The 26,667-nt window shown below is 42.4% G+C and carries 22 protein-coding genes; 10 read left to right on the top strand and 12 right to left on the bottom strand.

Annotated elements, in window-relative coordinates:
• Positions 1-25: 25 nt before the first annotated feature.
• The 6 genes from OKC24_RS12765 to OKC24_RS12740 all read right to left on the bottom strand — a co-directional run bounded on the left by OKC24_RS12765 (position 26) and on the right by OKC24_RS12740 (position 7,497).
• Positions 26-2,200: a TonB-dependent receptor gene (locus OKC24_RS12765; protein WP_131275596.1), complete on the bottom strand. Its 2,175-nt coding sequence runs from the start codon at positions 2,198-2,200 to the stop codon at positions 26-28.
• A 198-nt stretch (positions 2,201-2,398) separates the two neighbouring features.
• Complete coding sequence (locus tag OKC24_RS12760) at positions 2,399-3,565, bottom strand: type III PLP-dependent enzyme (protein ID WP_131275595.1); 1,167 nt, start codon at positions 3,563-3,565, stop codon at positions 2,399-2,401.
• A 122-nt stretch (positions 3,566-3,687) separates the two neighbouring features.
• A complete protein-coding gene (locus OKC24_RS12755; RefSeq protein ID WP_130147873.1) occupies positions 3,688-3,927 on the bottom strand; it encodes a phosphopantetheine-binding protein in 240 nt (79 codons plus the stop codon).
• On the bottom strand, positions 3,924-4,574 hold the full coding sequence (locus OKC24_RS12750; RefSeq protein WP_130147875.1) for an isochorismatase family protein: 651 nt from the start codon (positions 4,572-4,574) through the stop codon (positions 3,924-3,926). Before OKC24_RS12750 ends, OKC24_RS12755 begins: the two co-directional genes overlap by 4 nt.
• Before the next feature lie 17 nt (positions 4,575-4,591).
• On the bottom strand, positions 4,592-6,259 hold the full coding sequence (locus tag OKC24_RS12745; protein WP_130147877.1) for a (2,3-dihydroxybenzoyl)adenylate synthase: 1,668 nt from the start codon (positions 6,257-6,259) through the stop codon (positions 4,592-4,594).
• An 11-nt stretch (positions 6,260-6,270) separates the two neighbouring features.
• Positions 6,271-7,497 carry an isochorismate synthase gene (locus tag OKC24_RS12740; RefSeq protein ID WP_130147879.1) on the bottom strand — a complete coding sequence of 409 codons (1,227 nt, stop codon included), beginning with the start codon at positions 7,495-7,497 and terminating at the stop codon, positions 6,271-6,273.
• A 150-nt stretch (positions 7,498-7,647) separates the two neighbouring features.
• On the opposite strand from OKC24_RS12740, the gene OKC24_RS12735 reads away from it, so the two are divergent.
• A complete protein-coding gene (locus OKC24_RS12735; RefSeq protein WP_130147881.1) occupies positions 7,648-8,421 on the top strand; it encodes an SDR family oxidoreductase in 774 nt (257 codons plus the stop codon).
• Between the two features lie 36 nt (positions 8,422-8,457).
• Here OKC24_RS12735 and OKC24_RS12730 read toward each other — a convergent pair whose 3' ends face one another.
• Entirely contained in the window at positions 8,458-9,780 is a 1,323-nt protein-coding gene (locus OKC24_RS12730; protein WP_130147882.1) for a condensation domain-containing protein, read from the bottom strand.
• 225 nt (positions 9,781-10,005) lie between these two features.
• Between OKC24_RS12730 and OKC24_RS12725 the strand changes: the two genes are divergently transcribed.
• From OKC24_RS12725 to OKC24_RS12710, 4 genes are all read left to right on the top strand, one after another.
• Positions 10,006-10,815, top strand: coding sequence for a siderophore-interacting protein (locus tag OKC24_RS12725; protein ID WP_130147884.1), 810 nt, complete (start codon positions 10,006-10,008; stop codon positions 10,813-10,815).
• Positions 10,816-11,828: 1,013 nt separating this feature from the next.
• Positions 11,829-13,514 carry an aspartate-alanine antiporter gene (aspT, locus tag OKC24_RS12720; protein WP_130147886.1) on the top strand — a complete coding sequence of 562 codons (1,686 nt, stop codon included), beginning with the start codon at positions 11,829-11,831 and terminating at the stop codon, positions 13,512-13,514.
• Between the two features lie 51 nt (positions 13,515-13,565).
• Entirely contained in the window at positions 13,566-15,173 is a 1,608-nt protein-coding gene (locus tag OKC24_RS12715; protein WP_130147888.1) for a bifunctional aspartate transaminase/aspartate 4-decarboxylase, read from the top strand.
• 317 nt (positions 15,174-15,490) lie between these two features.
• Positions 15,491-17,110 (top strand): oleate hydratase, encoded by a 1,620-nt coding sequence (locus tag OKC24_RS12710; protein WP_130147890.1) that lies wholly within the window; start codon positions 15,491-15,493, stop codon positions 17,108-17,110.
• A 351-nt stretch (positions 17,111-17,461) separates the two neighbouring features.
• Here OKC24_RS12710 and ybaK read toward each other — a convergent pair whose 3' ends face one another.
• From ybaK to OKC24_RS12695, 3 genes are all read right to left on the bottom strand, one after another.
• Positions 17,462-17,929: a Cys-tRNA(Pro) deacylase gene (ybaK, locus tag OKC24_RS12705; RefSeq protein ID WP_130147892.1), complete on the bottom strand. Its 468-nt coding sequence runs from the start codon at positions 17,927-17,929 to the stop codon at positions 17,462-17,464.
• A 324-nt stretch (positions 17,930-18,253) separates the two neighbouring features.
• Complete coding sequence (locus OKC24_RS12700; RefSeq protein ID WP_252151842.1) at positions 18,254-18,640, bottom strand: hypothetical protein; 387 nt, start codon at positions 18,638-18,640, stop codon at positions 18,254-18,256.
• 408 nt (positions 18,641-19,048) lie between these two features.
• Entirely contained in the window at positions 19,049-20,242 is a 1,194-nt protein-coding gene (locus OKC24_RS12695) for an alkane 1-monooxygenase (RefSeq protein WP_131275592.1), read from the bottom strand.
• A gap of 193 nt (positions 20,243-20,435) precedes the next feature.
• Between OKC24_RS12695 and OKC24_RS12690 the strand changes: the two genes are divergently transcribed.
• Positions 20,436-21,374 carry an AraC family transcriptional regulator gene (locus tag OKC24_RS12690; protein ID WP_005009549.1) on the top strand — a complete coding sequence of 313 codons (939 nt, stop codon included), beginning with the start codon at positions 20,436-20,438 and terminating at the stop codon, positions 21,372-21,374.
• Between the two features lie 25 nt (positions 21,375-21,399).
• Here OKC24_RS12690 and lpxB read toward each other — a convergent pair whose 3' ends face one another.
• Positions 21,400-22,578 carry a lipid-A-disaccharide synthase gene (gene lpxB / locus OKC24_RS12685; RefSeq protein ID WP_131275591.1) on the bottom strand — a complete coding sequence of 393 codons (1,179 nt, stop codon included), beginning with the start codon at positions 22,576-22,578 and terminating at the stop codon, positions 21,400-21,402.
• Positions 22,579-22,777: 199 nt separating this feature from the next.
• Between lpxB and OKC24_RS12680 the strand changes: the two genes are divergently transcribed.
• The 4 genes from OKC24_RS12680 to OKC24_RS12665 all read left to right on the top strand — a co-directional run bounded on the left by OKC24_RS12680 (position 22,778) and on the right by OKC24_RS12665 (position 26,160).
• On the top strand, positions 22,778-23,050 hold the full coding sequence (locus OKC24_RS12680) for a hypothetical protein (RefSeq protein WP_252151841.1): 273 nt from the start codon (positions 22,778-22,780) through the stop codon (positions 23,048-23,050).
• Positions 23,051-23,412: 362 nt separating this feature from the next.
• Positions 23,413-24,321 carry a sulfite exporter TauE/SafE family protein gene (locus tag OKC24_RS12675; protein ID WP_131275590.1) on the top strand — a complete coding sequence of 303 codons (909 nt, stop codon included), beginning with the start codon at positions 23,413-23,415 and terminating at the stop codon, positions 24,319-24,321.
• A gap of 126 nt (positions 24,322-24,447) precedes the next feature.
• Positions 24,448-25,539, top strand: coding sequence for a 3-deoxy-7-phosphoheptulonate synthase (locus tag OKC24_RS12670; RefSeq protein WP_005009544.1), 1,092 nt, complete (start codon positions 24,448-24,450; stop codon positions 25,537-25,539).
• Positions 25,540-25,635: 96 nt separating this feature from the next.
• Positions 25,636-26,160 carry a protein tyrosine phosphatase family protein gene (locus tag OKC24_RS12665; protein WP_131275589.1) on the top strand — a complete coding sequence of 175 codons (525 nt, stop codon included), beginning with the start codon at positions 25,636-25,638 and terminating at the stop codon, positions 26,158-26,160.
• Here the strand turns inward: OKC24_RS12665 and ispF are convergent.
• Positions 26,148-26,636, bottom strand: a complete 489-nt coding sequence (gene ispF, locus OKC24_RS12660; protein ID WP_131275588.1) for a 2-C-methyl-D-erythritol 2,4-cyclodiphosphate synthase — start codon at positions 26,634-26,636, stop codon at positions 26,148-26,150. The two genes, OKC24_RS12665 and ispF, sit on opposite strands and share 13 nt — an antisense overlap.
• Positions 26,637-26,667: the final 31 nt, after the last annotated feature.

Below are 26,667 nucleotides of genomic sequence, written 5' to 3'. Positions count from 1 at the left end.
CGTTACGACTAAATATTCTTAGGGCTTAGAAATCAAAACTCACACCCAGTTTATAAGTACGGCCAGCGCCTAATGTGGTAAAGCCGCTGTTGAATACACCCGCCCAATATTTTTCATTCGTCACGTTGTCTACATTGGCGCGGAAGGTTGTATCTACTCCGCCAATATTGGTGGTGTATTTCGCGCCTAAATCAAGCAAAGTATAATCAGGCAATTCTAAGGTATTGGTATTGTTTAAATATTGATTATCCACATAGGTGCCGCGCGCATTAAAGCTTAAGCCATCCACATAGGGAAGTTTATATTCAACACCCAAGCCAGCAGTAAATTCAGGCTGACCTTCAACGGTATTCCCTGATATATCCACCTTGCCGTTCATTCCTTTCTTGTATTCAACATCAATATAAGCCAAGTTGCCCCAAAGAATCACATCATCCGTGACGTTGCCAGAGAAACCATATTCAATCCCTTTCGAAGTTGTTTCACCGCCATCGGTAGTGATTTGGGACGCACCATTAACCGTCGTTGCATAAAATTCTGTGATCGTACTTGGTTTTTCAATTTGGTACGCAGCAAGGGTATGCAGCCAAGAGCCCTGCTGATATTTTGTACCCACTTCATATTGTTTAGTTTGGAACGGCGCAAAAGTTTTGCCGTTATTTGCATCTAATGCATTATTTACAGTACTGCCCTGTGATAATCCCTCTACATAGCTGGCATAGAATGATAAATCTTCACTCCATGGCTTAATGACAACCCCTAAACTCGGAGATAGCTTATCTTCACTATATTTCGTATTTGCACTAGTAATTACGTCAGTTCTATAGTTTCGAGTGTAGCTCGTACTATCGACATCGATATCTTGATAACGCAGCCCCAAAATGAATTGTAATTTATCATCCAGCATCGAAATTTGGTCTGTTAAAGTGTAACTGACATATTCATTGTCTGCTGTTGGTAAGACCTCGGGGGTATCGACAGGCATTGATCCGCCTGCACTTGGGTTATATAAGTTTGTTGTAAAAGTTATAGGCTCTGAGCCTTGACCAGCTTGTGCATCTTTTTTAATTTTTAAATAGTCCGTACGCAATCCCACGGTATGTGAAATAGCGCCTGTATTAAAAGCACCCTCTAGACCTAAATTTGCTGAGGTATTATTCTGCTTCATATTGACATGATAGTACTGTGAGTTCGCATCACCTGCTTCATTGGTCACAATCATGCGTGTACCAAAAATATGCCCTTGATACTTTTGCTCAACAGTTCCCGCACCAGCAATCACTTTCAAGTTATCAAGCAGTTTATATTCACCAGATAAGCCAATATATTGCGCGGATTGACGGCCATGAATGTTCGGGAAGAAATTACTCTTGCCATCTGGCGCATCCAGTACTTTACCCAATTGTGCAAATGAAACCATCGCAGGCGAGCCGCCATCACGCTTGTCTTTGGTGCTATATGCATCTAGATTGATTTTGGCTTTATCCGTAGTCCAATCTAAAGCCAATACAGCCGATGTGCTTTCGTCTTCCAGCCCTTCAACAATGTGTTCACCTTGGCCATGATTCGCACTTAAACGTGCACCAAATTCTTGGTTCTCACCAAAGCGGCGTGAAAAATCAAAACCTGATTTATAATAGCCTTCGTCTTCAAAATTAGCGCTCACGCGGGTAATGTCTTTATCCGCCCGCTTCGTATTGGCAATAATGACCCCGCCAACGCTCCCGCCAGGCGCCATGCCTGCAACCAGCGCATTTGGGCCTTTTAACACCGTCACAGAACTTAGAATATCGGTCGTGATACGCCCAGTTGGCGCCATGCCATAAGCCCCATTTAAATTATAATCTTCCCAAGTAATGCCAAATCCGCGCATATTAAAATTTTCATTTAAATGGCCTGTATTGGTTGTAGTACGAATGCTTGGATCAATTTTAAGCACATCCATCATTGAGTGAGCATGTGAGTCCTGAATGGCTTGATCACTGTAGTTACGAATCGTAAAAGGCGTATCAAGGACATCTTTTTCACCCAAAATATTCAGCGTTGCTTTGGTTTTAAGTTTCCCCGTCACATCGGTTTCTTGTGAGTCCGCTTTGACTACAATTGTCGGCAGTGACACAGTTTCTTCAGCCATTGCAAAAAATGGAGACGCAGCTAGAGATAAAAATAAAATGGTTCTTTTCAAAGTAATTTCCCTCATTAAAAAATGATTTTCTAATGGTTGGATACTATACAAATAAATGATAATCATTTCCATTAATAAATCATAATAATTATCATTTATTTACATTTTATCAATTGTTCTATTATTTATATTATGTAACTAATTAAATGCTCTTAAATAAAAAAAGCCCCGATCTTAATATCTAAGACTGGGGCTTAAAAACAAACACGATTATTATTCTAAGTAAAATGTTCTTAATGGCGGATAGCCATTAAATTCAACCGATGCATATGAAGTTGTATATGCGCCCGTACTCAGCCAATATAAACGGTCCCCCATTTTCAGGTCTTGCGGCAATTGATACGGCACTTTTTCATACATAATATCAGTCGAATCACAGGTTGGGCCTGCTAAAACAACATTGGAATTCGGCGCGTTATTTTGCATTTTGGGTGTATAAATTGGATATTTAATCATTTCCCCTAACGTTTCAATCAGGCCATTAAAAACTCCGACATCGGTATAAATCCAACGCTTGTCATCTTGTTCTGATTTATTCGAAATGAGCACAATTTCAGAGACAATGACCCCTGCATCCCCCACTAAAGAGCGGCCAGGCTCTAAAAACAGCGTGATTTTCCGCTGAAAGCTTTCATTTATATAATTTTTAATGCGTTGCGCATAATCCTGAATAGTGTCTATTTCTGCTAAATACTGTGCAGGAAACCCACCGCCCGCATTAATCAATTCCAATTGAATGCCATGCTGCTGCTCAAGCGTATCAAAAACTTCTTTGACAATTTTTAATGCAGTTCTCCAGACTGTCACATCATTCTGCTGACTTCCTACATGAAATGAAACGCCATAGGGCTGTAGTCCCAGCTGCTTTGCTTTGACCATTAAATCAATTGCCATTGGGGTATCACAGCCAAACTTCCGTGATAATGGCCAGTCAGACGTCGTGCCTGATTCCACTAAAACACGCACAAAGACCCGTGAACTGGGCGCAAACTGTGAAATTTGCTCTAAATCTGCTTCTGCATCGGTGACAAATAAACGCACGCCTTGATCATAGGCATACTTCACATCTGCCGCTTTCTTAATGGTATTGCCAAAAGAAATCCGCTCTGGTGAAATGCCGCAGCCAATCACGCGATCCAATTCATACACTGATGCAACATCAAAATATGAACCCAATTGATCTAAGCGCCGCAGCACTTCACAGCTCGGATTTGCTTTCACTGCATAAAATATATGCGCCATGGGGAAACTTTGCTGAAGTTCCTGATATTTAAATTCAACACGGTCTAAATCAACCACTAAAAATGGACTTGGTTTATGCGCAGCAAAGTCTTGAATTTTTTGCCATTGTTGAGATGAATAATAATTGTTTAACTGCATGGAAGATCCACTCGCGTTACTTACTGCTGTTAACGGAAATGGCCTTTGGCTATTGAAATTGGCTAGGGCCGTTTAATAAAGTGACCAATCCTAAGATTAATCGTTTGGGTTATATCATTGCATTATGCTGGATTGCGCTTTAAACGGTCCTGCCAATCAGCCAGCGTCGGCTCTTCAACCAAATCCTGAAATTCAACGCTTACGCCCAGTTCACGCCACTGACCAACCAGCGTCATCAGACTGACTGAATCCAGCCCGAGCATAAATAAATTGTCATCATTTTGAATTTCACTGGCGTCTATTTCCAATTGTTTCGCAATGGCTTGACGAAGCCCCTCCAAAGTCAAAGCAGCCTGACTCATCGTACAATCTCCGTTTGAAGTTCATTTAAGACTGTTGCAGTATCTACCACTTTGGCACAACGTCCAGCCGCATATTTCAATGCCATTTCATGTTCTTCTAAACTGAAATCTGCCAGCGCATCCCCCACTAAAAAGGCCTGCATATCCAGCATGAAAGCTTCAGCCGCTGTCAATAAGCAGCCAATATGCGCATAAACACCGCAAATAATTAATTGGTCTCGTCCTGCATCTTTAATGCGCTGTTCAAAATCACTTTTCTTAAATGCGCTGTAACGCCATTTGGTCAAAACGGTATCCTGTTCTTCAGGCTGAAGGCTTGGAATAATCTGTACCATATTGGGATCTGCTGCCAAGCCCTTACCCCAAAAATCAGTCAGCAGCTGGCGATGCTCTGTGCTTTGATCGCCCGGCTGCGCGGTGTAATACACAGGAATGCCAGCCTTATGGCATTGATCAATTAATTGACGGCAATGCTGTATCAATTCTGGAATAGGCGCCTGTGTTTGATCATAAAAATCTAAGAAATATTGCTGCAAGTCATGCACTAAAAGTACGGCGCGGCTTGGGTCAAGCGTCCAATTCACTTTATTGCTTGGAAAGTGCTGTACTTGCGGCATTAGATAACTTGCGATACGCGGAATAGCCATGGTTTTACCTATATATTTTATAAAATGTGTGCTGCAGCTAAACGCTGTCTGAGGGCTTTTTTATCTATTTTTCCCAAAGCGGTATAAGGCATGTCTTCAACAAATTCAATATGATCGGGAATTTTATAAGTCGCCAGGCCATAATGTTGAACATATTGCCGAAGTTGCATGCTTAGCCGTGTTTGACTGGGGTCTTGCCCATCTATGCGCCATTGAATATAAGCGCAGCTTTTTTCACCCAGCATTGAATCAGGCATAGAAACCAATGCTGATTGAATGACTTGAGGATGCTGATTGAGCACTTGTTCTACTTCTTCAGTGGCGATTTTTTCACCGCCACGGTTGATCTGATCCTTACTGCGACCCTCTACAATAATGTTGCCTGCAGCATTGATGCGGACTAAATCACCCGTGCGGTAGAAACCATCAACCGTGAATGCGTTACGGTTATGTTCGGGCGCATTGTAATAGCCCCGAATGGTATAGGGCCCTCGAGTTAATAGATGTCCAACTTCACCTATCGGCAGCTCTTGGTCTTCATCATCCACCACTTTGATTTCATCGTCCGCACTGATGCGGCTGCCCTGTGTCGAGATGATTTGCTCAATATCGTCATCATAACGGGTGTAATTAACTAAACCTTCCGCCATGCCAAAGACCTGCTGTAAGCGGCACTGATATTGTTCAGTCAATTGACGCGCCAAGGCATCGGCTAGCCGGGCTCCCCCAACTTGCAGTACCGCAAGGCGGGGAAAAATATTCTCCTGCCCTTTTTGTACGGCCTCAGCCCAAGATGCGGCTAAAGCGGGCACTAAGGCAGCATGAGAAATTCCATGCTTTTTGATTAAAGCAAAACATGCTGCTGCTGAAGGATCTTGTGATAAAACCAACGTGCCGCCAGCATAAAACAGCCCTAATGAACCGGCAGAACTCATGCTGAAATTATGCGCAACAGGCAATACCATTAACATTTTGGTTTGCTGATTCAGCTCACAAATGTCTGCACTGGCGCGGACACTATATAAATAGTCATCATGCGTACGCGGAATCAGTTTTGGCGTCCCCGTACTGCCGCCGGAAAGCTGGAAAAATGCCACATGACGTGCCGTCAATTGCGGCGGAACCACGCGATGCATTTGGGGCTGATCCGTCTCAGGCCATGCATCAAAATCACCGGCATCTCCCACAACAATGACGCGCTGCAAACTTTCACACCGTTTCAGACATTCATGCGCTAACCGGCGGTAGTCAAAGCCCATAAATTTATCAGCGCAAATATAGAGCTTTGCATTGGTTTGACCAATAAAGTGACTGACTTCAATATGACGATGCGCAGGCAAACTCATGATTGGCCGCATACCAATACGCAATGCGCCAAAATAGGCAATAAAGAACTCCGCAATATTCGGGAGCTGAATTACTACGCTATCGCCCAGCTGATAGCCTTGTTTACTTAAATACACCGCAAACGCATCTATACGCTGCTGCAAATCCGCATAACTGAACTGGCGTGCGCCACAAATAAGCGCAGTGTTTTGGCTGTATTTTTCAGCACATTCAATAAAGAAATCACTGAGGGTCTGCCCCTGCCAGTAGCCTTTGGCGATATATTTTTCTACAAACTCAGGCGGATATTGCACAATACCGTCCCAGAGATGCTGTGCATTCGTTTCTTGTTTTAATATGACACTGCGCCTTATTGATATGTCAGTTGATCGGCATTCAAGCCCAATGCATTCAGCATGGTCTTAAATTTCGCAATTGTTTCATTCAATTCACTGGCCGGCTGTGATGCCTCAACAATACCTGCACCCGCGTATAACCGCGCTGAATATTCAAAAATACGGCCGCAGCGCACATTCACAGCCCATGCGCCATTGCCGTGAGCATCACTCCAGCCCATCGTGCCCGCAAATAAATTGCGGTTGAAAGGTTCTAAATCAGAGATCAATTGACGCGCTAAAGGCGCAGGCTGCCCGCAAACAGCAGGTGTGGGATGCAAAATTGAGGCTAAATCGAAAACATGCATTTCAGGATCTTTCAGTGTGCCTTGAATTTGAGTAGCCAAATGCCAAACCGTTTGAGTTTTGATTAAGGATGGAGACTTCGGAATACTCAGCTTGTCACACAATGGCGAGAGTAAATCCGCAATCGCTTCAATCACCACAGCATGTTCATGCCGGTCTTTTGCAGATGCCAGCAAACGCTGCGCTTGCGCTTGGTCTTCTAGCGCGTCGGCACTCCGCGCCAAGGTTCCTGCAACTGGATTGCTGAACACATACTGATTTTGCTTGGCAACCAGCAATTCGGGGCTGGCTCCCATAAACCATCCAGACTTTCTAGGATCTTGCGCTAAGGCAAAGGTATAGCCTTCAGGATTATTCTTAAATAACTGATAAAACAAGTCTACAACAGGTATTTTTTGCTCACATTGAAGATCAATTGCACGCGCCAAAACGGCCTTTTCCAGCTCAGTTGTTTTCATTAATTCCACGAGTTTCGCTACACCATCGACATAGTCGGCCTGCGGGGGAACAAAAGTTGCTTGAACTTGTGAGAGTCTTTCAAAAGGCGGTACAAAATTTAATCCATCCGTGACATAGGTATTTTTTGCTTCCGCAATCGACATTTCAGGTAAATCACGATGATCGAAGGGCAAGCTACCCACCAAAATGAGTTCAGAATTTCCGGTCGCTTGGATTCTTTGCTGCAGTTTATGCTGTGCGTGCTTCAGCCATTTCTGCTGCTGCTCGACAAAAGACAATTCCGGCTGACGCTCAAAATGGATATTTTCAAGCAGTTTTTTACTTGAAATAGTTCCCGTAGGTGTCGCAAATACAAAGCCGGCAACTTCTGCTTCAATTAAATTCTCCCTGGTTATTCCAATCATATTTTTAAAGACTGATGGTTCTACTGCCAACATATTTGCTCTCACATCTTTCAATTATGTTTTTAAATGTTCAATCCTACTGCCTTCTGGCTAAAGTAGTTGAACGCAATAACTATAATGATTATTATTCTCAAATAGTAACGATAATCGTTACTTTTTGTTAACCGATTAAGGGATGTTTAAATGTCCACAGTATTTATTGTGACGGGTGCCGCACGCGGGATTGGCGCAGCGGTGGTAAAAAAATTACTTCAACAAAGCCATCAGGTCATTGGGATAGATCTGCAGCCTGACTCTCAAAAATGGCAAGTCATTCAGACACTCACCCCATCAGAACAACAAAATTTTTATGCCATTTCACATAATATTAAGCGAACCAATAGCCTGATAGAGTGTATTCAGCAATCACCCTGGGCAGAACAGCCTATTACAGGCTTGGTGAATGCCGCTGGCATTTTAGAAATGGGCAGCCTGCTTGAGACCACTGAAGCCCAATGGCAGCACAACTTGGCAGTCAACTTTATGGGGCCAGCCCTGCTGTCTCAATGGGTTGCCCAGCAAATGATTCCTTATCAATCCGGGGCCATTGTCAGCATCAGCTCAAATGCTGCGCTTATTCCCCGCATGAACATGGGGTTATATGCCACCACGAAAGCCACAGTCAGCCACTACTTTAAAAATTTAGCTTTAGAGCTTGCACCGCATGGCATTCGCTGCAACTTGGTTTCGCCGGGTTCAACCTTAACTCAAATGCAAAAGCAGCTATGGACAGATGATCAGCCGCCCGCGGGCATTATTGAAGGCAACCTTGAACAGTACCGCAGCGGCATTCCGCTGAGAAAAATTGCCGAGCCTGAAGATGTCGCAAATGCCGTCTTGTTCTTGCTGTCAGATCAGGCCAAACAAATTACTATGCATGAACTGGTTGTTGATGGCGGCGCAACGCTCGGGGTTTAATCGCCTGCAAATAAAGCGTATTAAACACTGCCAGATTTAATCTGGCAGTTTTTTTTCAATGCTTAATTGATTGGCTAACTGCTCGGGCTGCTGCAGCCATAAGCGCAGCATGCGCATAAAGTCATGCCAGTACTCGCCTAAAGCTTCGACATTGTAGAGTTCTTTATGCCCATCGACCGCAAGATATAAGCGCTCAACGCCATCCACAAACTTATTGGTGATCGCGATATCAAAGTCCTCAATTGGACCTGCAGAAATGGTAGTCTTTGTTAAATGGCAGCCTTCAAAATACTCAGGTAATGGATAAGGAATCCAGTTTACAATCGGGCCAAATAAAATGTTGTCAAAGGGATCAAATCCATCTAATACAAAACGCATTTGTTCAAAATAGCTGTTTTGATGCGGTCTGACTTCCGCAAACCGCTGCGCTAAGAGCTGAACAGTTTCTTTAAGATTCTCTTGTCCTGTTCCAGCCAACCGTAAAGGTAAAATATTCATAACTAAACAGGGGATGCGCATTGATGCAGTCCCTAAACGCGACATCATCGGCACACCAAAGCATTGCTTGCTGTCACCGGACTGCTTAACCAAATAACTCATCATGACGGCCATGACCACCATGGCACTCGGCAATTTCAGTTCCGCAGCCAATGCGTTCATTTTCTGCTGCGTTTCCCAATCAATGACCTCTTCATACCGAGGGCCTTGATAAAACGGCTGTTTTAGCTTCCGTTTTAAGCGCTTTTTCGGTGCAAGCTCATGAGAAAAATTTTCACGCCAAAACTGTAAATCCTGCTCAGCTTTTGGTGAAGCAAGATAGCGCTGCTCATCTGCTAAAAACTTTTCAAAATGATCAAAAGCCTTGTTTTTTAGAGCCGATGCATTTTTTAAAGACTGGTAATAATCTAAGAAGCGATTAATCATCAATCCATAGGCATAACCGTCTAGAGCCACATGGTGCGCTCTAAAAAACAACCCATATTTGTTATCATCTAAATGGGCAAAAACGTAATCGTATAAATGGCCTGTGCTTAAATCAAAAGGCGGTTCTACTGCACAATCCGCCCAATCTAAAATGGCTTGGTCATCTAGATGGGATAAATCGGCAAATTGTGGCGGACGCACGTCCACATCATCTATACGGTAAACCTTGCCATCTTTTTCGAGCGCTCGCCAATGTAATGCCTTTGCCTCTTTTAATGTGAATTCAATCGCTTGATGAAATAATTCTCGGTTTAGCGGCCCGTCAATAACCAGCCATTCTGCAGTATGGAATGGGTAGCTGCCATGATGATGATGCCCTTTCCACATACTGTGTTGTGCGCGGGTTAAAGGAGCCAGAGAATCCATTGTTTGCATGTGTAGCACCGTAGATCAAACATTTTTTATAAGAATAAAAAATTGAAATGTATTTATAGGACGTGTGTTGTCTGACTGAATTGAGTCATCCCTTAAATATTAAATATAATGATTATCATTTGCAAACAATATTCATTTACATTACATTAGCACCACAAAATCTTTCGATTAATTCATCAAAACCTGTCCACCATTTGTTACTTAAACGTTAAGACGCAGAAAACTATGGCTTTTCCATTACCGACACCGCCGCGTTACATTTGTGTACATGCCTCTGAGCAATTATCTCCGCATCTGCAGCGGGTCTATTTTTCAAGTAAGGATTTTTCAGATTTTCCTACCGACCAAAATGGTGCTCACATTAAGTTATTTTTTTCAGAACAAGCACACTTAAACCCCCTGCTGCCTTACCGCAATGAACAAGGAAAAGTGCTGTGGCCTGATGGGCAAAAGCCAATTACACGGACATACACCATCCGTAATTTTTTAGCAGATGAGCAATTATTGGTGGTCGATTTTGTACGGCACGCGGATTATGGCACAGCAGCACATTGGGCCATAACCGCTCAACCAGGGCAAGTTATTGGCTTAGCTGGCCCGGGCGGCCGCCCGCGATTTAATCCTGCTGCAGACTACTGGATTTTTATTGGTGACCTTTCTGCCTTGCCGATGATTGCTGCTTCTTTAGAACTGCTTCCGGCTCATGCGCAGGGTGAAGTTTGGATTGAAATTGAAGATGAAAAAGATTGCATCTCCTTGATTCATCCGGCTGCTGTAGCAGTACATTGGCTGATTCAGCATCCAGATGCCGAAGCGAAAATTTATGCCTCATTAGCGCAATTAGATTGGAATCAGCAGCAAATTTCTGTGAGTTTAGCGGGTGAAAATTCTCGGGTAGTGTCTTTACTGAAAGTGTTTAAACATCTTTATAAAGTCAAAAAAACGCATTTGTACGCAGTCCCGTATTGGAAAAAAGGCCACACAGAAGAGTCTTATCATCAAGAACGCCACCATGTCATGGACAATGCAGTTTAAGCAAATTTGGCTGCTCAATAGCGCTAATCATAAAAACTTAAGGCATAACTCCTTAAATGCTTGAGTTAATATTAATAATCATACAGCTAATTATTTTATAAGGATTTTTGCAGTGAAATTAAAATATGAAGTTATTTTTATTATGATGATGAGCAGCTTAATAACCATAATCGTTACTGAGTTTATTATGAGGACTAATTAACACTTTACCACGGATTTACTGCATACAACCGCCCTCTAAATTCCTTAGTCTCATCTACATAAATATAGCTATTCGAAGGTAAAGTTAAACGTAACAATTTCTTTCCGAATATTACTTAAAAGTTAAATTCCCCCGTACAAAAAAACTACCATATTCAATCTTATTCTGGGCGCTAAGGATCAAGGCTATAAGTGTAACGGCAATTCTAATACTTATGGCGATATTAATTTTTTATTCATCGGTTTATTAAACCTCCCTGCACTGTCTATCCACTCATTAAATCATGCAGGAAAAAAGCAGTGAAAATAAATTGAAAACTTCTGAGCTACCCAAATGAGGAAACAATTATTTATCATAAAAAACCCAATATTTTCAATAATATTTAATGCAGTCATTCATCAGAAAATCTTAGTTTGGATAAGCAGGGGTAAACTCTAGGCTTCTGCAAAATCAATAAGCATTTACAATTTAAAATAAAAAACCAACTATGATTTACAGCCAATCTTCGCTCATATTTTTTTATTAAGTTCCAACTAAAAATCATGAATTAATTAAGTAACTTTATAGTGTTTATTGTATAAGTTTGTATCTCAAAAATCATTCCTCTTCGAATACCCAATGGCTTAACCACTCTAAATAACTAATAAGTAAATACTTTAAATAAACTATACTTTAAGTTCTAAAAATTCCTTATGTTTGCACAAGAATCAATCACATAGTATTTTAAAAAAACTGTGAATTAAGAATACTGTAAAACTTAAAACATCCTAAAAAACTAGAGGCACGACATATTATAAAGTGAGAATCAAAAATGATTGAATGGTTACAAAATGAATTAAAACATAGCCCAGAAATCCTATTGTTCCTGTCATTGGCAATCGGTTTTTGGATTGGTCAATTTCAGTTTGGAAAGTTTCAATTCGGCGGTGTCGCAGGTTCACTTCTTGTTGCTGTTGTATTAAGCCTGCTTGGTGTCCCTATAGATAATGGTGTCAAAGCCATACTCTTTGCATTATTTATTTACGCGGTCGGGTTTGAAAGTGGTCCGCAGTTTTTCAAATCGCTTGGCCCTCAATCGATTAAAGAAATTTTATTAGCAGTCTTCATGGCTGTGACTGGCCTAATTACAGTTTTAGTTATGGCCAAGCTTTTCAATCTTGATAAGGGGTTAGCTGCTGGTCTCGCTGCTGGCGGCATGACTCAATCTGCGATTATCGGTACTGCCGGTGATGCAATTTCAAGACTGGATCTTCCTCTTGCAGAGATTCAAAGACTTCAAGCCAACGTCGCAATTGGCTACGCAGTGACTTATATATTTGGTTCACTTGGCGCCATTATTATTTGTGCAAACATACTGCCTAAATTCATGGGCCGCGAAATTCGTGATGATGCACTTAAAGCGCAATCTGAACGTCTAAAAGGCGCTTTTGAGTTGGCTCCTGGCCAGGAGCTTGCTGTACCTGAAATTGTTGGCCGCATTTATAAAGTTAAGTACGCTTCAGGAAAAACCATTGCAGAAATTGAAGCAATGGGATCAAGCGTTACCATTGAACGCCTTAAGCGCAACAATCAATTTGTAGATGTTTCTGCAGAGCAGATTTTACAAGATGATGATGTCATTTTAATTGTCGGGCGCCGCGCAAATGTCGTTGCAGTATCTGAAAAAATTGGCCCAGAACTCCAGTCCTCTCAGGGTATGGAAATGGTTATGGATACAACAGATGTCATTTTAATCAATTCAAAATACATTAATCGCACGCTGGGTGATGTTAAAGCAAATACACCGCCCTATTTAAAGCACGGGATTTTTGTACTCTCCATTAAACGCAATGATGAAGTGCAAGTATTGAATGACGATACTGTACTGCGTCAAGGTGATGTTGTAACCGTTTATGGAACAAAAAACGACCTTCAGCGTTTAGTAAAAGAAGCAGGGAAAGCCATAGAAACAAGCTTAAAAACAGACTGGGTTTTCCACGGCGCTGGCTTGGTCGTTGGTTTGCTCATCGGTTTATTTGTGATTCGTATTGGCGGTGTTCCTCTTACTCTGGGTGCAGGCGGCGGTGCTTTATTATCCGGCCTGTTATTTGGATGGCTGCGTAGCCGCAATCAAGTGCGGGGGAATATGCCATTGGCAGCTTCTCAACTTTTAAAAGATCTCGGTTTAGCTGGTTTTGTTGCTGCTGTCGGCCTGCAGTCAGGACTGCAAGCCATACAAACCATCAAAGACAGCGGCCTTTCACTCTTTATGATTGGTGTCGTCGTCACTATTGTTCCGCTGATTCTTGCAATGTTATTCGCCCGCTATGTTCTACGTTATGACAACGTAGCAGTAATGGCAGGTGCAATCTCTGGCGCACGCAGTGCGAACCCTGCATTTGGTGCTGTACTTGATAAAGCTGGAAACTCAATTCCTACCGTCCCTTTTGCAATTACATATGCTTTAGCAAACGTATTTTTAACTTTACTTGGTCCACTCATTGTAGGTTTGGCTTAAATCAGCCGATCTAAATAAAACATCCGCTTTAATATAAAAAGGAGTCTCCTCATGGGGAATGTTGATTACACTAAATATTCAAAACTCAGCCCATTTGAACTAAAAGATAAACTCATCGAAATAGCTAAAAGTAAAACAGACCGCATGATGCTTAATGCAGGCCGAGGAAATCCTAACTTTTTAGCTACTGTTCCACGCAGAGCCTTCTTCCAGCTTGGTTTATTTTCTACTACAGAATCTGAGTTTTCATTTTCATTTATGCCCGAGGGTTTAGGTGGATTCCCCCGCCCTGTAGCGTTACAGAACCGCTTTGATAACTTTATTTTGCAGAACCGTGATAAACCCGGCGTAGTATTTTTAGGGAAAGCCGTATCATATGTTCGTGATCAGCTTGGTTTAGACCCAGATGCATTTTTACTTGAAATGGTTGAAGGCGTTTTAGGCTGTAACTATCCAGTGCCTGACCGAATGCTCAGAATTAGTGAAACCATTATAAAAGAATATATTTTGCGTGAAATGGGTGTACAAAGTATGCCTAAAGATGGCTTGGATTTATTTGCAGTTGAAGGCGGCACAGCTGCCATGGCCTATATTTTCAATTCATTAAAAGAAAATAAAATCATTGCAAATGGCGACCGTATTGCAATTGGCGCACCCATTTTTACACCGTATCTTGAAATTCCAAAACTCAATGATTATCAGCTTGAAGAAGTGTTAATTCAGGCTGATCCAAACTTAGACTGGCAATATCCAGAATCTGAACTTAGAAAACTGGAAGATCCGTCCATTAAAGCATTCTTCTTAGTCAACCCAAGTAATCCCCCATCAGTGAAGATGAGTGATGAAGGTTTGGCAATTTTAGCGGATATTGTCAAAAAACGTCCTGATTTAATTATTTTGACCGATGATGTTTATGGAACATTTGCAGATAATTTTAAATCCCTATTTGCAATATGCCCAGACAATACCATTTTGGTCTATTCATTCTCTAAATACTTTGGCGCAACAGGCTGGCGATTAGGCATAATTGCACTCAGCAATAACAATATTCTTGATAAGAAACTGACAGAATTGCCAACTAAAGACAAAAAAGAACTTGAAGAGCGCTATTCCTCTTTAACCACGGACCCAGCGAGCCTTAAGTTCATTGACCGTCTTGTTGCAGATAGCCGTAATGTGGCATTAAACCATACAGCAGGCTTGTCCACTCCGCAGCAAGTGCAAATGGTTTTATTTGCCTTGTTTAATTTAATGGACTCCCGTCAAAGCTATAAGGAAGCAGTCAAATCTGTTGTAAGAGAACGTGACGCGGCACTCTATCGACAGCTTGGTGTTGATGTTCCTCAAGATCCAAATGCTGTTGATTACTACACCCTTGTTAATTTAGAAACCACTTCACGCATATTATATGGCGATGAATTTGCTGATTGGGTAATGAAAAATAAGAACCCAACTGAACTGCTTTTCCGTGTAGCAGAGGAAACTGGCGTAGTTTTACTGCCTGGTTCTGGATTTGCTGTACAGCATCCTTCTGCACGTGCGTCTTTGGCAAATTTAAATGAGTTTGAATATGCGGCAATTGGCGACTCTTTACGGCGTTTTGCAGAAGATGCTCATAAAGAGTACTTAGCATCTAAGAAATCAAAAAGTAAAAAATAAAGTCTTGTTGAATACAGTACTTTATCTATAAAACTCCTACTCTCATCTGCACCCCCAAAATTGGACACACTGCCTGATTTGAAGGGTGCATGTTTTTATCAAGCTGCGCAGCTCAAGATATCGGCTCCATTGCAAGGTGCATAACTGGATTTTCGAGGATTGCTCCCCGCTGACCTCAGATCAGAATGGCTTCATCATTACAAAAATTATCATTAAAATGCTTTAAATTTCATGCATTTTTCATATATAAAAAGACTTACTAAAATTAAGGTTTTAAAAACCTTCCGCATATAATTTTTATCAAACGAGGGTAAACAATGCAAAATAACAAACGCAGTTCTTTAGATCCCCAGCAGTCACATCTTTGGATTATTGGCGGCGGTATTGCAGGTATGGCTGCAGCGGCTTTTGCCATCCGTGATGCCAAAGTTCCAGCAAAAAACATTCATATTCTGGAAGAACTTGATATCTCCGGCGGATCAATGGACGGCGGCCATACCCCGCATGCTGCGCAGGCATGGGTAACGCGCGGCGGACGCATGTTAACTGATGAAACCTATTTATGCCTTTGGGACTTGTTTTCCAGTATTCCTTCCTTAGAAAACCCAGAAATTTCCGTACGCGAAGAGTGCCGTGAGTTTAACGAACAGGTGAAAACTCACGCCAAAGCGCGCCTGATTGATTCGAATCATATTATTGCTGACGCTGCCAAATTAGGCCTAAACACAATGCACCGCGCGCAAATGTTGCGCCTATTAGCCTCTAAAGAGGAAAAAATTGGCAGCCGGCGTATTGACGAATTTTTTGATGAGGCCTTTTTTGACACCAACTTCTGGCGCATGTGGCGCACCACCTTCGCCTTTCAAAAATGGCATAGCGCTGCTGAACTGCGCCGCTACTTTCTGCGTTTTATTCAGGAACTGCCACGCATTCATACCCTCGCCGGCGTAAAACGCACCAAATATAATCAGTATGATTCCATGATTCTGCCTCTGCAGCGCTGGCTGACAGCGCAAGGTGTTGATGTGCGCTTTGGCAATTACGTGACCGATGCTGACTTTGTCACAGATGAACAAACTCAGGAGCGCCGCGCGACACGATTATATGTCAAGTTGCCCGAGGGCACAGAGCAGATCGAGCTGAAACCGCATGACTTAGCCATTTTCACATTAGGCTCAATTACTGCCGATTCTCGCTATGGTGGCAATGATGATGTGCCGCCTTTAATCCGTGACCGTTTGGATCATGGCTGGACATTGTGGGAAACTTTAGCCAAAAAAGCCCCTGATTTTGGACGCCCGATGACGTTCTTCGGCAACATCGATGAGCATAAATGGGAGTCGTTCACGCTTACCATGAAAGACGATGTGCTATTAAAACGCATTATTGACTACACCGGCAATGAGCCTGGTACAGGTGCGCTGATGACTTGGTTTGAGTCTGGCTGGCACTTATCAATTGTTGTTCCTGCACAGCCGCATTTTGCCGACTTGCCCGAGGGCACATACACGCTATGGGGCTACGGTTTCCAAATTGACCATAACGGCGACTACATCAAGAAACCCATGAGTGAAGCGACAGGCAAAGAGATCTTAACTGAACTGGTTAAGCAGCTGGGTTTTGATGACATTTTAGAGCATGTGCTGCAGACAACCGATGTGACGACAGCAATGATGCCTTATGCATCCGCACTGTTCGCATGCCGCAAACCAGGTGACCGTCCATTAGTCATTCCACAGGGTTCTCAAAACTTTGCCTTCTTGGGTCAGTTCGTAGAAATTGAAGATGATGTCGTGTTTACCGTTGAATATTCAGTGCGCGGCGCCATGCTGGCTATTTATGAATTCTTTGGTGTAGATCGCGACATTCCAGACATTTACAATGGCCTGCTCGATCCTAAAGTTGGGTTGAAGGCGCTGGAAACCATCTTCCACTGACTTCATCCAAGTATAGAATATCCAGTATAAGAGCGCCCATAAGCGCTCTTATTTTTTGGTATGTGCTGAAACTTAAGGATGAAAAGATGGCTGTTTATACTCATCAGTGAGTGAATGAGTACGTACCGCGAGGAATATGAAGAATTGCCATTTTCTATAAAGGATAGTGAATGACCTGAAGCTCGAGAGCGCCATCGGCGGCCAATTCTTAGTGCATATAAATGTGTGATGCATCATTAACCAATAAAGCCGCCTAATGCGGCTTTATTGGTTTCAAGGATTTTCATTTATGAGCAATAATATGAGTAACACATTCTATGATGCTCAATTTTAGAAATTAAAATAATATGGTTATTCATCAATAATATCTGCGAAACTTGCACCCAACACCTTAGCCAAGTCTTGCGGTTTAAGCCCTATATCCAGCCCGCGCTTGCCGCCGCTGACATAAATTTTAACTAGGCTTTCTGCAGATACATCTATCACTGTTTTTAAGCGCTTCTTCTGCCCGACTGGGCTGATCCCGCCAACCAAATAGCCTGTTAAACGTTCAGCATCTTTAGGATCAGCCATTTTCAGTTTTTTACAGCCAAATGCTGCTGCTGTTTTTTTTAAACTCAGCTGATGATTGACTGGCAATACCGCAACAAAATAGTTTTTTTCATCAGTCACCATCAGTGTTTTAAAGACTTCTGCAACCTGCAGCCCGAGCTTATCTGCAGCTTCTAGACCAAAACTTTTTGCATCTGGGTCATGCTCATATTCATGAATAGAAAATTCAATTTTTTGTGATTTTAAAACTTTGCAAGCAGGTGTCATCTTTGATTGATATGTAGCATGTGATTCTGAAATTATATGCTTTTTAAAATGAATTGTTTAGCTTGCTTAGGCTATTTATTTGTATAAGCTTCCGATGTACTTATATTCAAATCAATCAGTTGATTTTGAATTAATTATTAGGTTATCTACTCTATAATTTATCGGTTTTTTGTTTTATCCCAAGAGTTTTCCACAGATTTTGTGGACTTTTTCCCAAGCTAAACTATTGATAAATATGGATCAGAATTCAATTTGAATATTTTAAAACCAATTTGTGCAACATTCATCCTGAACAATCTACTGAGGATGAACATCGATTTAAAATTAAACGCCTTTAATCAATAATCCATCCGATAAAATATAAAAATTAGAACGTTCATTCACTTTCAAATTGTAGATTGTTCTTTTAAATTTTGTGCTTAAAACATGATCCTCTTGTCCATTGGCTTTTAATGGACTGAAGGAGTTTTCAGCTAAAATTGCACATAAACCATGATCGTTATATTCAAATAGATCAAAATAATCATCATCTGGAATGTCAAAACCTTTTCTATCAGCATCCAATAGATTTCGAACATGATAGCTTCCAGCACAATTTGCCAGTGTTGTTTCCCTCAGGGGATTGACCATAAATACTAAAACTTCAATTTCTGAGCTCTTAGTTTGTATGATTTGACCATTTTTTAGCTCATATAAAGGTGTCCAGCCCAAATTCTTAACCAGAAACAACGTGTTTGAAGAAACCAATGCACCCTTAAGTTTTCCTTTATGGGAAAGTAGCAGTAATTCTCCTTTATGAAGTTTTGTTAAATCTGTATTCGCCTTAACTTCAAAATAGTCTAACGGCTCCCCTTGCCCAGAATCCGATTGTGTTAAGACTAAATCACCAATTTATATCTGCTGAATAGGAACTAAACCATGTTTAGTGATAATACGGGTTCCTGCAGGAAAGCCATATTCTAAATTCTGCAATACCATTAAATACTCTTCGTTATTATCGTATAATTTTGATTATTATATTTTTATTTAAATATTCAGCCACTTTACGATATATTTCATCATCATTTATAAAAAAAGCCCAAACAGTCTGTTTGGGCTTTTGATTACCTTGAATCGCTTTTAGGCACTCAACCCAAACTTCTTAAAGATGCTGGCGCGGCGTTTTGGATGAATATTTGCCTTCGTTAAGTCCCCTTCATAATGATCATAAACTCGCTTATCCATCATCTTGAACCACAGCGATGGAATCAGTGCAGGCAGCAGCATCGTCGCATAGCCGCTTGGCAGCTCAGGCGCTTCATCAAAGTGGCGCAGCGCCTGGAATGGCCGCGTTGGATATGCATGATGATCTGAATGCCGCTGCAGCTGATACAGGAACAAATTCGTCACCACATTGTTATTGTTCCAGCTGTGTTCAGGCATGGTGCGCGCGTAGCTGCCATCCGCCTTTTCTTCACGCTTTAAACCATAATGTTCAATATAATTAATAATTTCAAATAGGCTGATGCCGTAGAGCGCTTGTGTTGCCAAATACGGCGCTACCTTTGTTCCAAATAATGAGAACATTACGCCATGGAATCCAGCACTCATTGCCCAGCCATGAAACAGCTCATTTTCCTTGCTCCAGAAAGACAAGCCCTTACGTTTTAAACGCTGCTTTTCAATATGAACCGCAGATTTAATCCCGCCAAAAACCGTTCTCGGCCAAAATTCATAAAAAGTCTCTCCCATTTTTGAAGATGCAGGATCTTCAGGCGTTGCAGCACGCTTATGGTGTCCATACGGATGTTCAATACGGAAGTGGTTATATACCAGTGGCGCGAGTGTCGCATGCGACCAATAATGATCCTTTTTATTTGGACGGTGGCACAGCTCATGCGCTGTATTGACACCAATGCCGTTGATCGCACCCATCGATACGCCCAGTAAAATCTGGTCTAAGAACGACACATCTTTGCGCGTCACTACATAGCCGGCAAAAACATTCGCGGCCATCTGTAAAGGAATAAATACTTTGACAATGCGGTCATAGTACGGGTCTTGCACCAGCACTTTAATTTCTTCATCTGTCGGGTTATTGTCATCAGCACCAACAAGCGCATCAATTGCAGGAATAATCACATGCAATAACAGCGGCCCCCCCATGGCAAAAACTTTTTTGGTCATTTTCGGGCCAAAGTGATAGCCCGCTAAAATACCCATACCTATTACAGGCAATCCTGGGCTTAATAGCCAGCCGTAACGTTTCTTATCAATAGACGCGCCATTGAACTGCTGCATTTGCTCTTGGTTTAATTTTGCTGGAGCATTCATTTGCAAGACTTCCTTATTTCTCTCTACTATGTTTATATTTCAAGAAATACAGGCGCAATAACAGTTGCAAGCGTCCAAAAAAACTATGCCAAAGTCTTTGGCATATATTGATAAAAATTGTCCTCTGAATGCGGTATTGACCGTATTGGGATATTTAACCAGCCAATATGTAATGAAGATAGAATGATAAAACATGGATGCTTTAAGTAAAATTTTTGATGATATTCACCTGAACAAATCTGAATACATTTACTTGAAAGCCAAGAATAACTGGGCTTTTCAATACCATGAACACGGCGCAATGATTGCCTATATCATGATGCAAGGCCAATGCCTGCTGCATGTTGAAGGTGAAAAAATTCAGCTTGAAGCAGGTGATTTGATTTTGATTCCGTCAGGACAAAATCACCTTTGCACCGCATCAACCGATTCGGTTTTTCAAGATGCGCTAGAGATCCGTCCACTGTTTGATGAAAAGCATCAAAAAACGATCAATTTAGAGTCAGATCAATATCCGCAGCGCGAAGACTGCCTAATTCTTGCCATACGCGGACATGTCGACAGCATTATGGCGAAACCTCTGTTTAACGCGCTGCCCAAATATCTGCATATACAGCATATTTTAAGCAGCACAGCGCCTGAGTGGCTGCAGATTGGCCTGCAGTTCTTAGCTGTGGAAGTTAATCAAATCCGCCCAGGACGGGATAAAATACTCGATCATTTAGTCAGTATTTTATTTATTGAATGCGTGCGTGATTATATTGCACAGCTCAGCGATTCGCATAACTGGCTGAATGCGCTGACTCACGCTGAACTTTCTAACGCACTGGCCGTGATTCATGGACAGCCTGAATTGCCTTGGACTGTTGAAAGCTTGGCAGAACAATGCTGCATGTCGCGTTCAAAATTCGCCAATCTGTTTACCCAAATCATCGGTGAAACGCCACTGGCTTATTTACAGCAGCACCGCCTGAGGCTAGCCTCACAGCATTTGCGCTCTGGCCAGCTGTCTATTCAGCAAATCGCATATCGAGTAGGGTATTCATCTGAAACAGCCTTTAGCCAAAGCTTTAAGCGCAGCTATGAACTGACGCCGAGCCAATATCGGCAGCTGCATCCGCAAAACGCTTAATCATATTCAGCAACTGCAAAAGTGATCATGCCTTTTCCAACAGACTTAAAATGGCCTGCACAGGGTCTTCGCTGTTCCCAGACAGCAGCTGCTTATGCATGGTGACATGCTGCATCGCTTGAATTTGCGCGGTTTCAACATTCATCAATTTTTCAATTTCATCCGCCAGTTTCTCCGGTGTTGCGTCTTTTTGAATCAGCTCCTGAATGACTTTTTTCCCGGCAATGATGTTTGGCAAAGAATAATATGGAATCTTAATTAAAAATTTCACCACATGATAAGTCAGCCAATTCAGCTGATAAAATGTCACCATTGGGCGATGCAGCAGCATGGCTTCCAGCGTTGCCGTACCCGAAGCCAATGCCACAATATTTGAAGCATTCATTACCTGACGGCCAATTTTTGACTCTGAATCCGTATTTTCAAGCAGCTGTACTTTGGCCTTAACATCAGCAGGATACTTATCTAAGAGCGCTTGAATCTGCTGCTTTCGCGCATCATTAATGGCCGGAATCAAAAAGACATACTCAGGATGCTTTTGCATCACAATCTGAGCCGCATCCAATACCAGCGGTCCTAAGCGCTCAATTTCACCGCGGCGGCTGCCCGGTAATAATGCAATATGCTGCTGATCTGGATTGAGATCCAATTCTTCTTTGGCGTCTGCGATTGGATTTGCTAATGGCAGCTGGCTTGCTAAAGGATGGCCGACAAAGGCTGCCGGCACATCCCATTTCTTGAAGAATGCTTTTTCAAACGGAAATAAACATAAAACCAAATCAATACTGGCCTTAATGCCATGCACGCGGCCCTGCCGCCATGCCCATACCGAGGGACTGACATACTGCACGGTTTTAATCGGCAACTGTTTCTGTTTTAAGCTTTTAGACAGCCGCAGATTAAAATCTGGCGCATCAATGCCGACAAACACATCAACAGGATTCTTGCTCCAAATCTCAACCAGCCCGTCACGCACTGCAAAAAGTTTTTTGATATCCTTCAAAACTTCAACAATACCCATGACCGAAAGGATATCCATAGGATAATAGCTTTTAAAGCCTTCAGCGATCATTTGCGGACCGCCAATGCCCTCAAATTCAGCATCGATGCCCTGCTCACGAAACCGGCGAATCAGTTTGGCGCCCAAAGTATCTCCTGAGACTTCCCCCACGACGATTCCAATTTTGAGTTTCCGGTTTTGCAAGTTTTTTATCCTCAAGAGTTTAATATTTTCTAAAGTACGTACATTTTAGCATAGTCCTGTATTTTATAGCTGCTCGCTGTACTGGCGCAGAAGCAAGGCTATAAAGGCGCAAAGGAATTATTCATAGCATTAAAGGAATACGATTGCGCACTGTATAAACTTGGATGATGCAAGAAATTAGGCAGCCGCTTCTAAACCTATGGCATTGGTGCAAACAGTATGTCCTGTTGACCCTCATACTATCCGGCATTTTTCAGTTATTGGTCTTTATTGTGTTTCCAAGCACATGGATACCAATGTCTCCGCAGCCCATGCAGTTCAAACTGCAGAATATCGATATTCTGCAGCGGCGGCAACGATCAGTGATTATTCAGAAGCATCGAAAAAAATGGATTGCGCTCATCAGGCCAAATCGATCCAATCGCTCTGTGAAAAAATATCCAGCCCAAAATTATTCACCTTGAAGGCATAGTCTTTAAGCGCAGTTTGATGAACTATAAAAATACGCCACAAGATATGTTTATCCGTAAAATCCAATTTACAGAACATTTACCTAAGCAGAAAATCATCACTTATGCCGCCAATGCAAAGGACTTTGCAGCATGGCAGAAAACTGTATACATGCCTTTATATCTCTTAAGAATGCTTTGCCTAATCAATTTGATTTGGTTAGGCAGCCTGTCGCTGTGGAAGCCTCTTAATAGGTCATCTGCATGAACAGCATGCTTTCCGCAATCTTTATCATTTTTTAGAATAAGCAAATCACTAATCAAGACAACAGCTTATATTTAAAAGTCATAAGATATGCTCGTTTTTTGATTTTGGCATATAACCATGTTTGGTCCTTTTGAATTTATTCTGGCTGGTGTCTTGGTCGGTTTCTGTGTCGGCATTACCGGTGTCGGCGGCGGTTCACTAATGACTCCTATCCTCATCAGCTTATTTAGGATTGAGCCTCATATCGCCATTGGTACTGACCTGCTTTATGCCGCTATTTCAAAATTCTGCGGTTCCTTAGTACATGCAAAAAAATTAAATATTGTATGGCCAATCGTCATTTGGCTTGCCATCGGCAGCATCCCGGCTTCCTTCGCCACGCATTGGGTTCTGGACAATTATTTAAGCCAATCCAGCAGCTATAAAGCCGTATTGACAATGGTGCTTGGCTTTATGCTGACCCTGACCGGCCTTTCAATTATGTTCCGCGGACATATTGAACGCTTTTTCAACAAATTCCGTAAAGCTGATGTTTTAGACGACATGACAGAAGACTTGGAACACGTTAATTTCAAGGCAAAAAATAAACGCCTATATATTGTCATTATGGGCATTATTTTAGGCATCTTCGTTACGCTTTCTTCTGTCGGCGCCGGCGCATTCGGCATTATGGCGTTGGTATTGATGTTCCCTAATTTGCCGATGATCCGCATTATCGGTTCAGATGTCGTCCATGCTGTATTGCTGACTTTTGTTGCCGGCATGGGCCATATGACTTCAGGCAACGTCGATTTCCATTTGCTTGGCTGGCTGCTGTGCGGCTCAATCCCGGCTATTGTCATCGGCACCCTGATCAGCTCTCGCCTGCCGGAAAAATTAATCCGTAAAATTTTAGGCATTACGCTATTTGCACTGGGAATAAATTTCATTATTCATCCCGTAAAATCAAAACCAGCGGCTAAACCTGAAACAGCAATGCTCATTCAAACCCATGCTGAAAATCTGCATAAAAGCATGAATGTTTAAATTGTCTTTACGATTCATCACTTTTTTTTCACCGACATATTGATCTTTTTTATAACAATGAAGCAGTGCATTCATGTTATATTCGGCTCATGAAACAACCTTTTGTATGAACAACCAGTGACGGCAATGAATACACAACAGTCAAACCCAATTACTCAATCAGATATCGATGACGTGAATGTAAAAAGCATTCAGCCTCTTGTAACGCCAGCGGAACTCAAAAAAGAAGTACCTTTGACTGAAACTGCTTATCAGACCGTTCTTAAAGGCCGTGAAACTGTCCGCAATATTTTGGATGGCAAAGACAAGCGCCTTTTCATTGTGATTGGCCCCTGCTCAATTCACGACACCGTTGCTGCGCATGAGTATGCTGACCGCCTGAAAGTATTAAGCGAAAAAATTAAAGATACGATTTATGTGGTCATGCGTGTGTACTTTGAAAAGCCGCGTACCACCGTCGGCTGGAAAGGCTTGATTAATGACCCGGATATGAACGACTCTTTCAATATTGAAAAAGGTCTGCGCATTGGCCGCCAGCTGCTTCGTGAACTAAATGAAAAAGGCCTGCCTTGCGCAACTGAAGCGCTTGATCCGAACTCACCGCAGTATTATCAAGATTTAATTTCATGGTCTGCAATTGGCGCGCGCACCACAGAGAGCCAAACACACCGTGAAATGTCATCAGGCTTATCTTCACCAGTCGGCTTTAAAAATGGCACAGACGGCGGTTTGACTGTGGCAACCAATGCGATGCAGTCTGTGAAGCATGGCCACAGCTTCCTTGGCTTGAATGACCAAGGTCAAGTTTCTGTCATTCATACCAGCGGCAACCCTTATGCGCATGTCGTATTGCGTGGCGGCAACGGCAAGCCAAACTATGACGCAGGTTCAGTTGCGGAAGCAGAAGCAGCATTGGCCAAAGCCAAAGTCAGCGGCAAAATCATGATTGATGCCAGCCATGCCAACTCAAACAAAGACCCGTACCTGCAGCCGCTAGTATTAAAGAATATTACCGAGCAAATTCTAGACGGCAACAAGTCTATTGTTGGACTGATGGTTGAAAGCCACTTGAAAGGCGGACGTCAGGACATCCCTGCTGACCTGAGCAGCTTGGAATACGGCAAATCTGTAACCGATGGCTGTATTGATTGGGAAACCACTGAGCACGCTTTGCTGGAAATGCATGAAGCGCTCAAAAGCGTATTGCCAAACCGTTAAGGGCTAAGCAAAGACGCAAAGAACTGTAAAACGCCATCGTCAAGATGGCGTTTTTAATTTATAGTGACTGTATGACTTGAAAGCAAAAATAACAGCATGAATGAGATTGAAAACGGTTTAAGCAAAATTGAAAACTTCCAGTTCGTTCACGAACATCTGTTCAGTTCTGGGCAGCCGTCTGCGGAACAGCTGCAGCTGATTAAAGAATACGGCGTAACCACCGTCATCAACCTTGCCTTGACGGATGCCAGCAATCATTTAGACAGCGAAGACCGTATTTGCCTGGAATTAGGCCTGAACTATATTCACGTGCCCATTCTTTGGGATACGCCGTCAGATGATCAATGTTTGCTGGTGCTGGATATGATTGATCATCTTGTGCAGGAACAAATGGTGTGGGTGCACTGCTCAAAAAATTTCCGTATCAGCAGCCTGATGTATTTATACCGTCAATACTATATGAATATAGATATGCCCGCAGCACAGGAGCTGATGCACCAGATTTGGGAGCCGAATGAAACATGGACAGGATTAATTCATGCAGTTTCACTTCAGCTGCAGGGCCGTAAATCAACTCAAGAGCTGCAACAGTCTTTAATTCATCCAAATCATTTTGCGTGAACAACCAGCACGGTTGCCATCGATAAAATGCCTTCCTGACGGCCAGTGAACCCAAGTTTTTCAGTGGTCGTCGCTTTCACACTGATTTGCGTCGTATCCACATTCAGCACATCCGCAATGCTTTGGCGCATTTCTAAATTATGCTTTGCCAGTTTAGGGCGTTCGCATGCGACGGTTATATCCGCATTCGACAGCACGTAGCCGCGGTCTAAAATAAGCTGATAAACATGCTTCAGCAAAACCTTGCTGTCAGCGCCTTTAAAATTTGGATCTGTATCTGGAAAATGCTGTCCAATATCACCAAGCGCCAATGCGCCCAATAAGGCATCACACAGCGCATGCAAAACCACATCGCCATCTGAATGCGCTTTTAAGCCATGCGTATGCGGGATTTGCACCCCAGCGAGAGTAACGAACTCACCGTCTTCAAAAGCATGGACATCGAGCCCCTGACCGATTCTAATTTGTGCAGCCATCGCATTCTTCCTTTAGAAATAAACGATTGAA

The sequence above is a fragment of the Acinetobacter entericus genome, from assembly GCF_026168575.1.
In the GTDB taxonomy this organism is placed as follows: Bacteria; Pseudomonadota; Gammaproteobacteria; order Pseudomonadales; family Moraxellaceae; genus Acinetobacter; species Acinetobacter bouvetii.
This window is presented reverse-complemented; position numbering and strand designations above follow the sequence as displayed.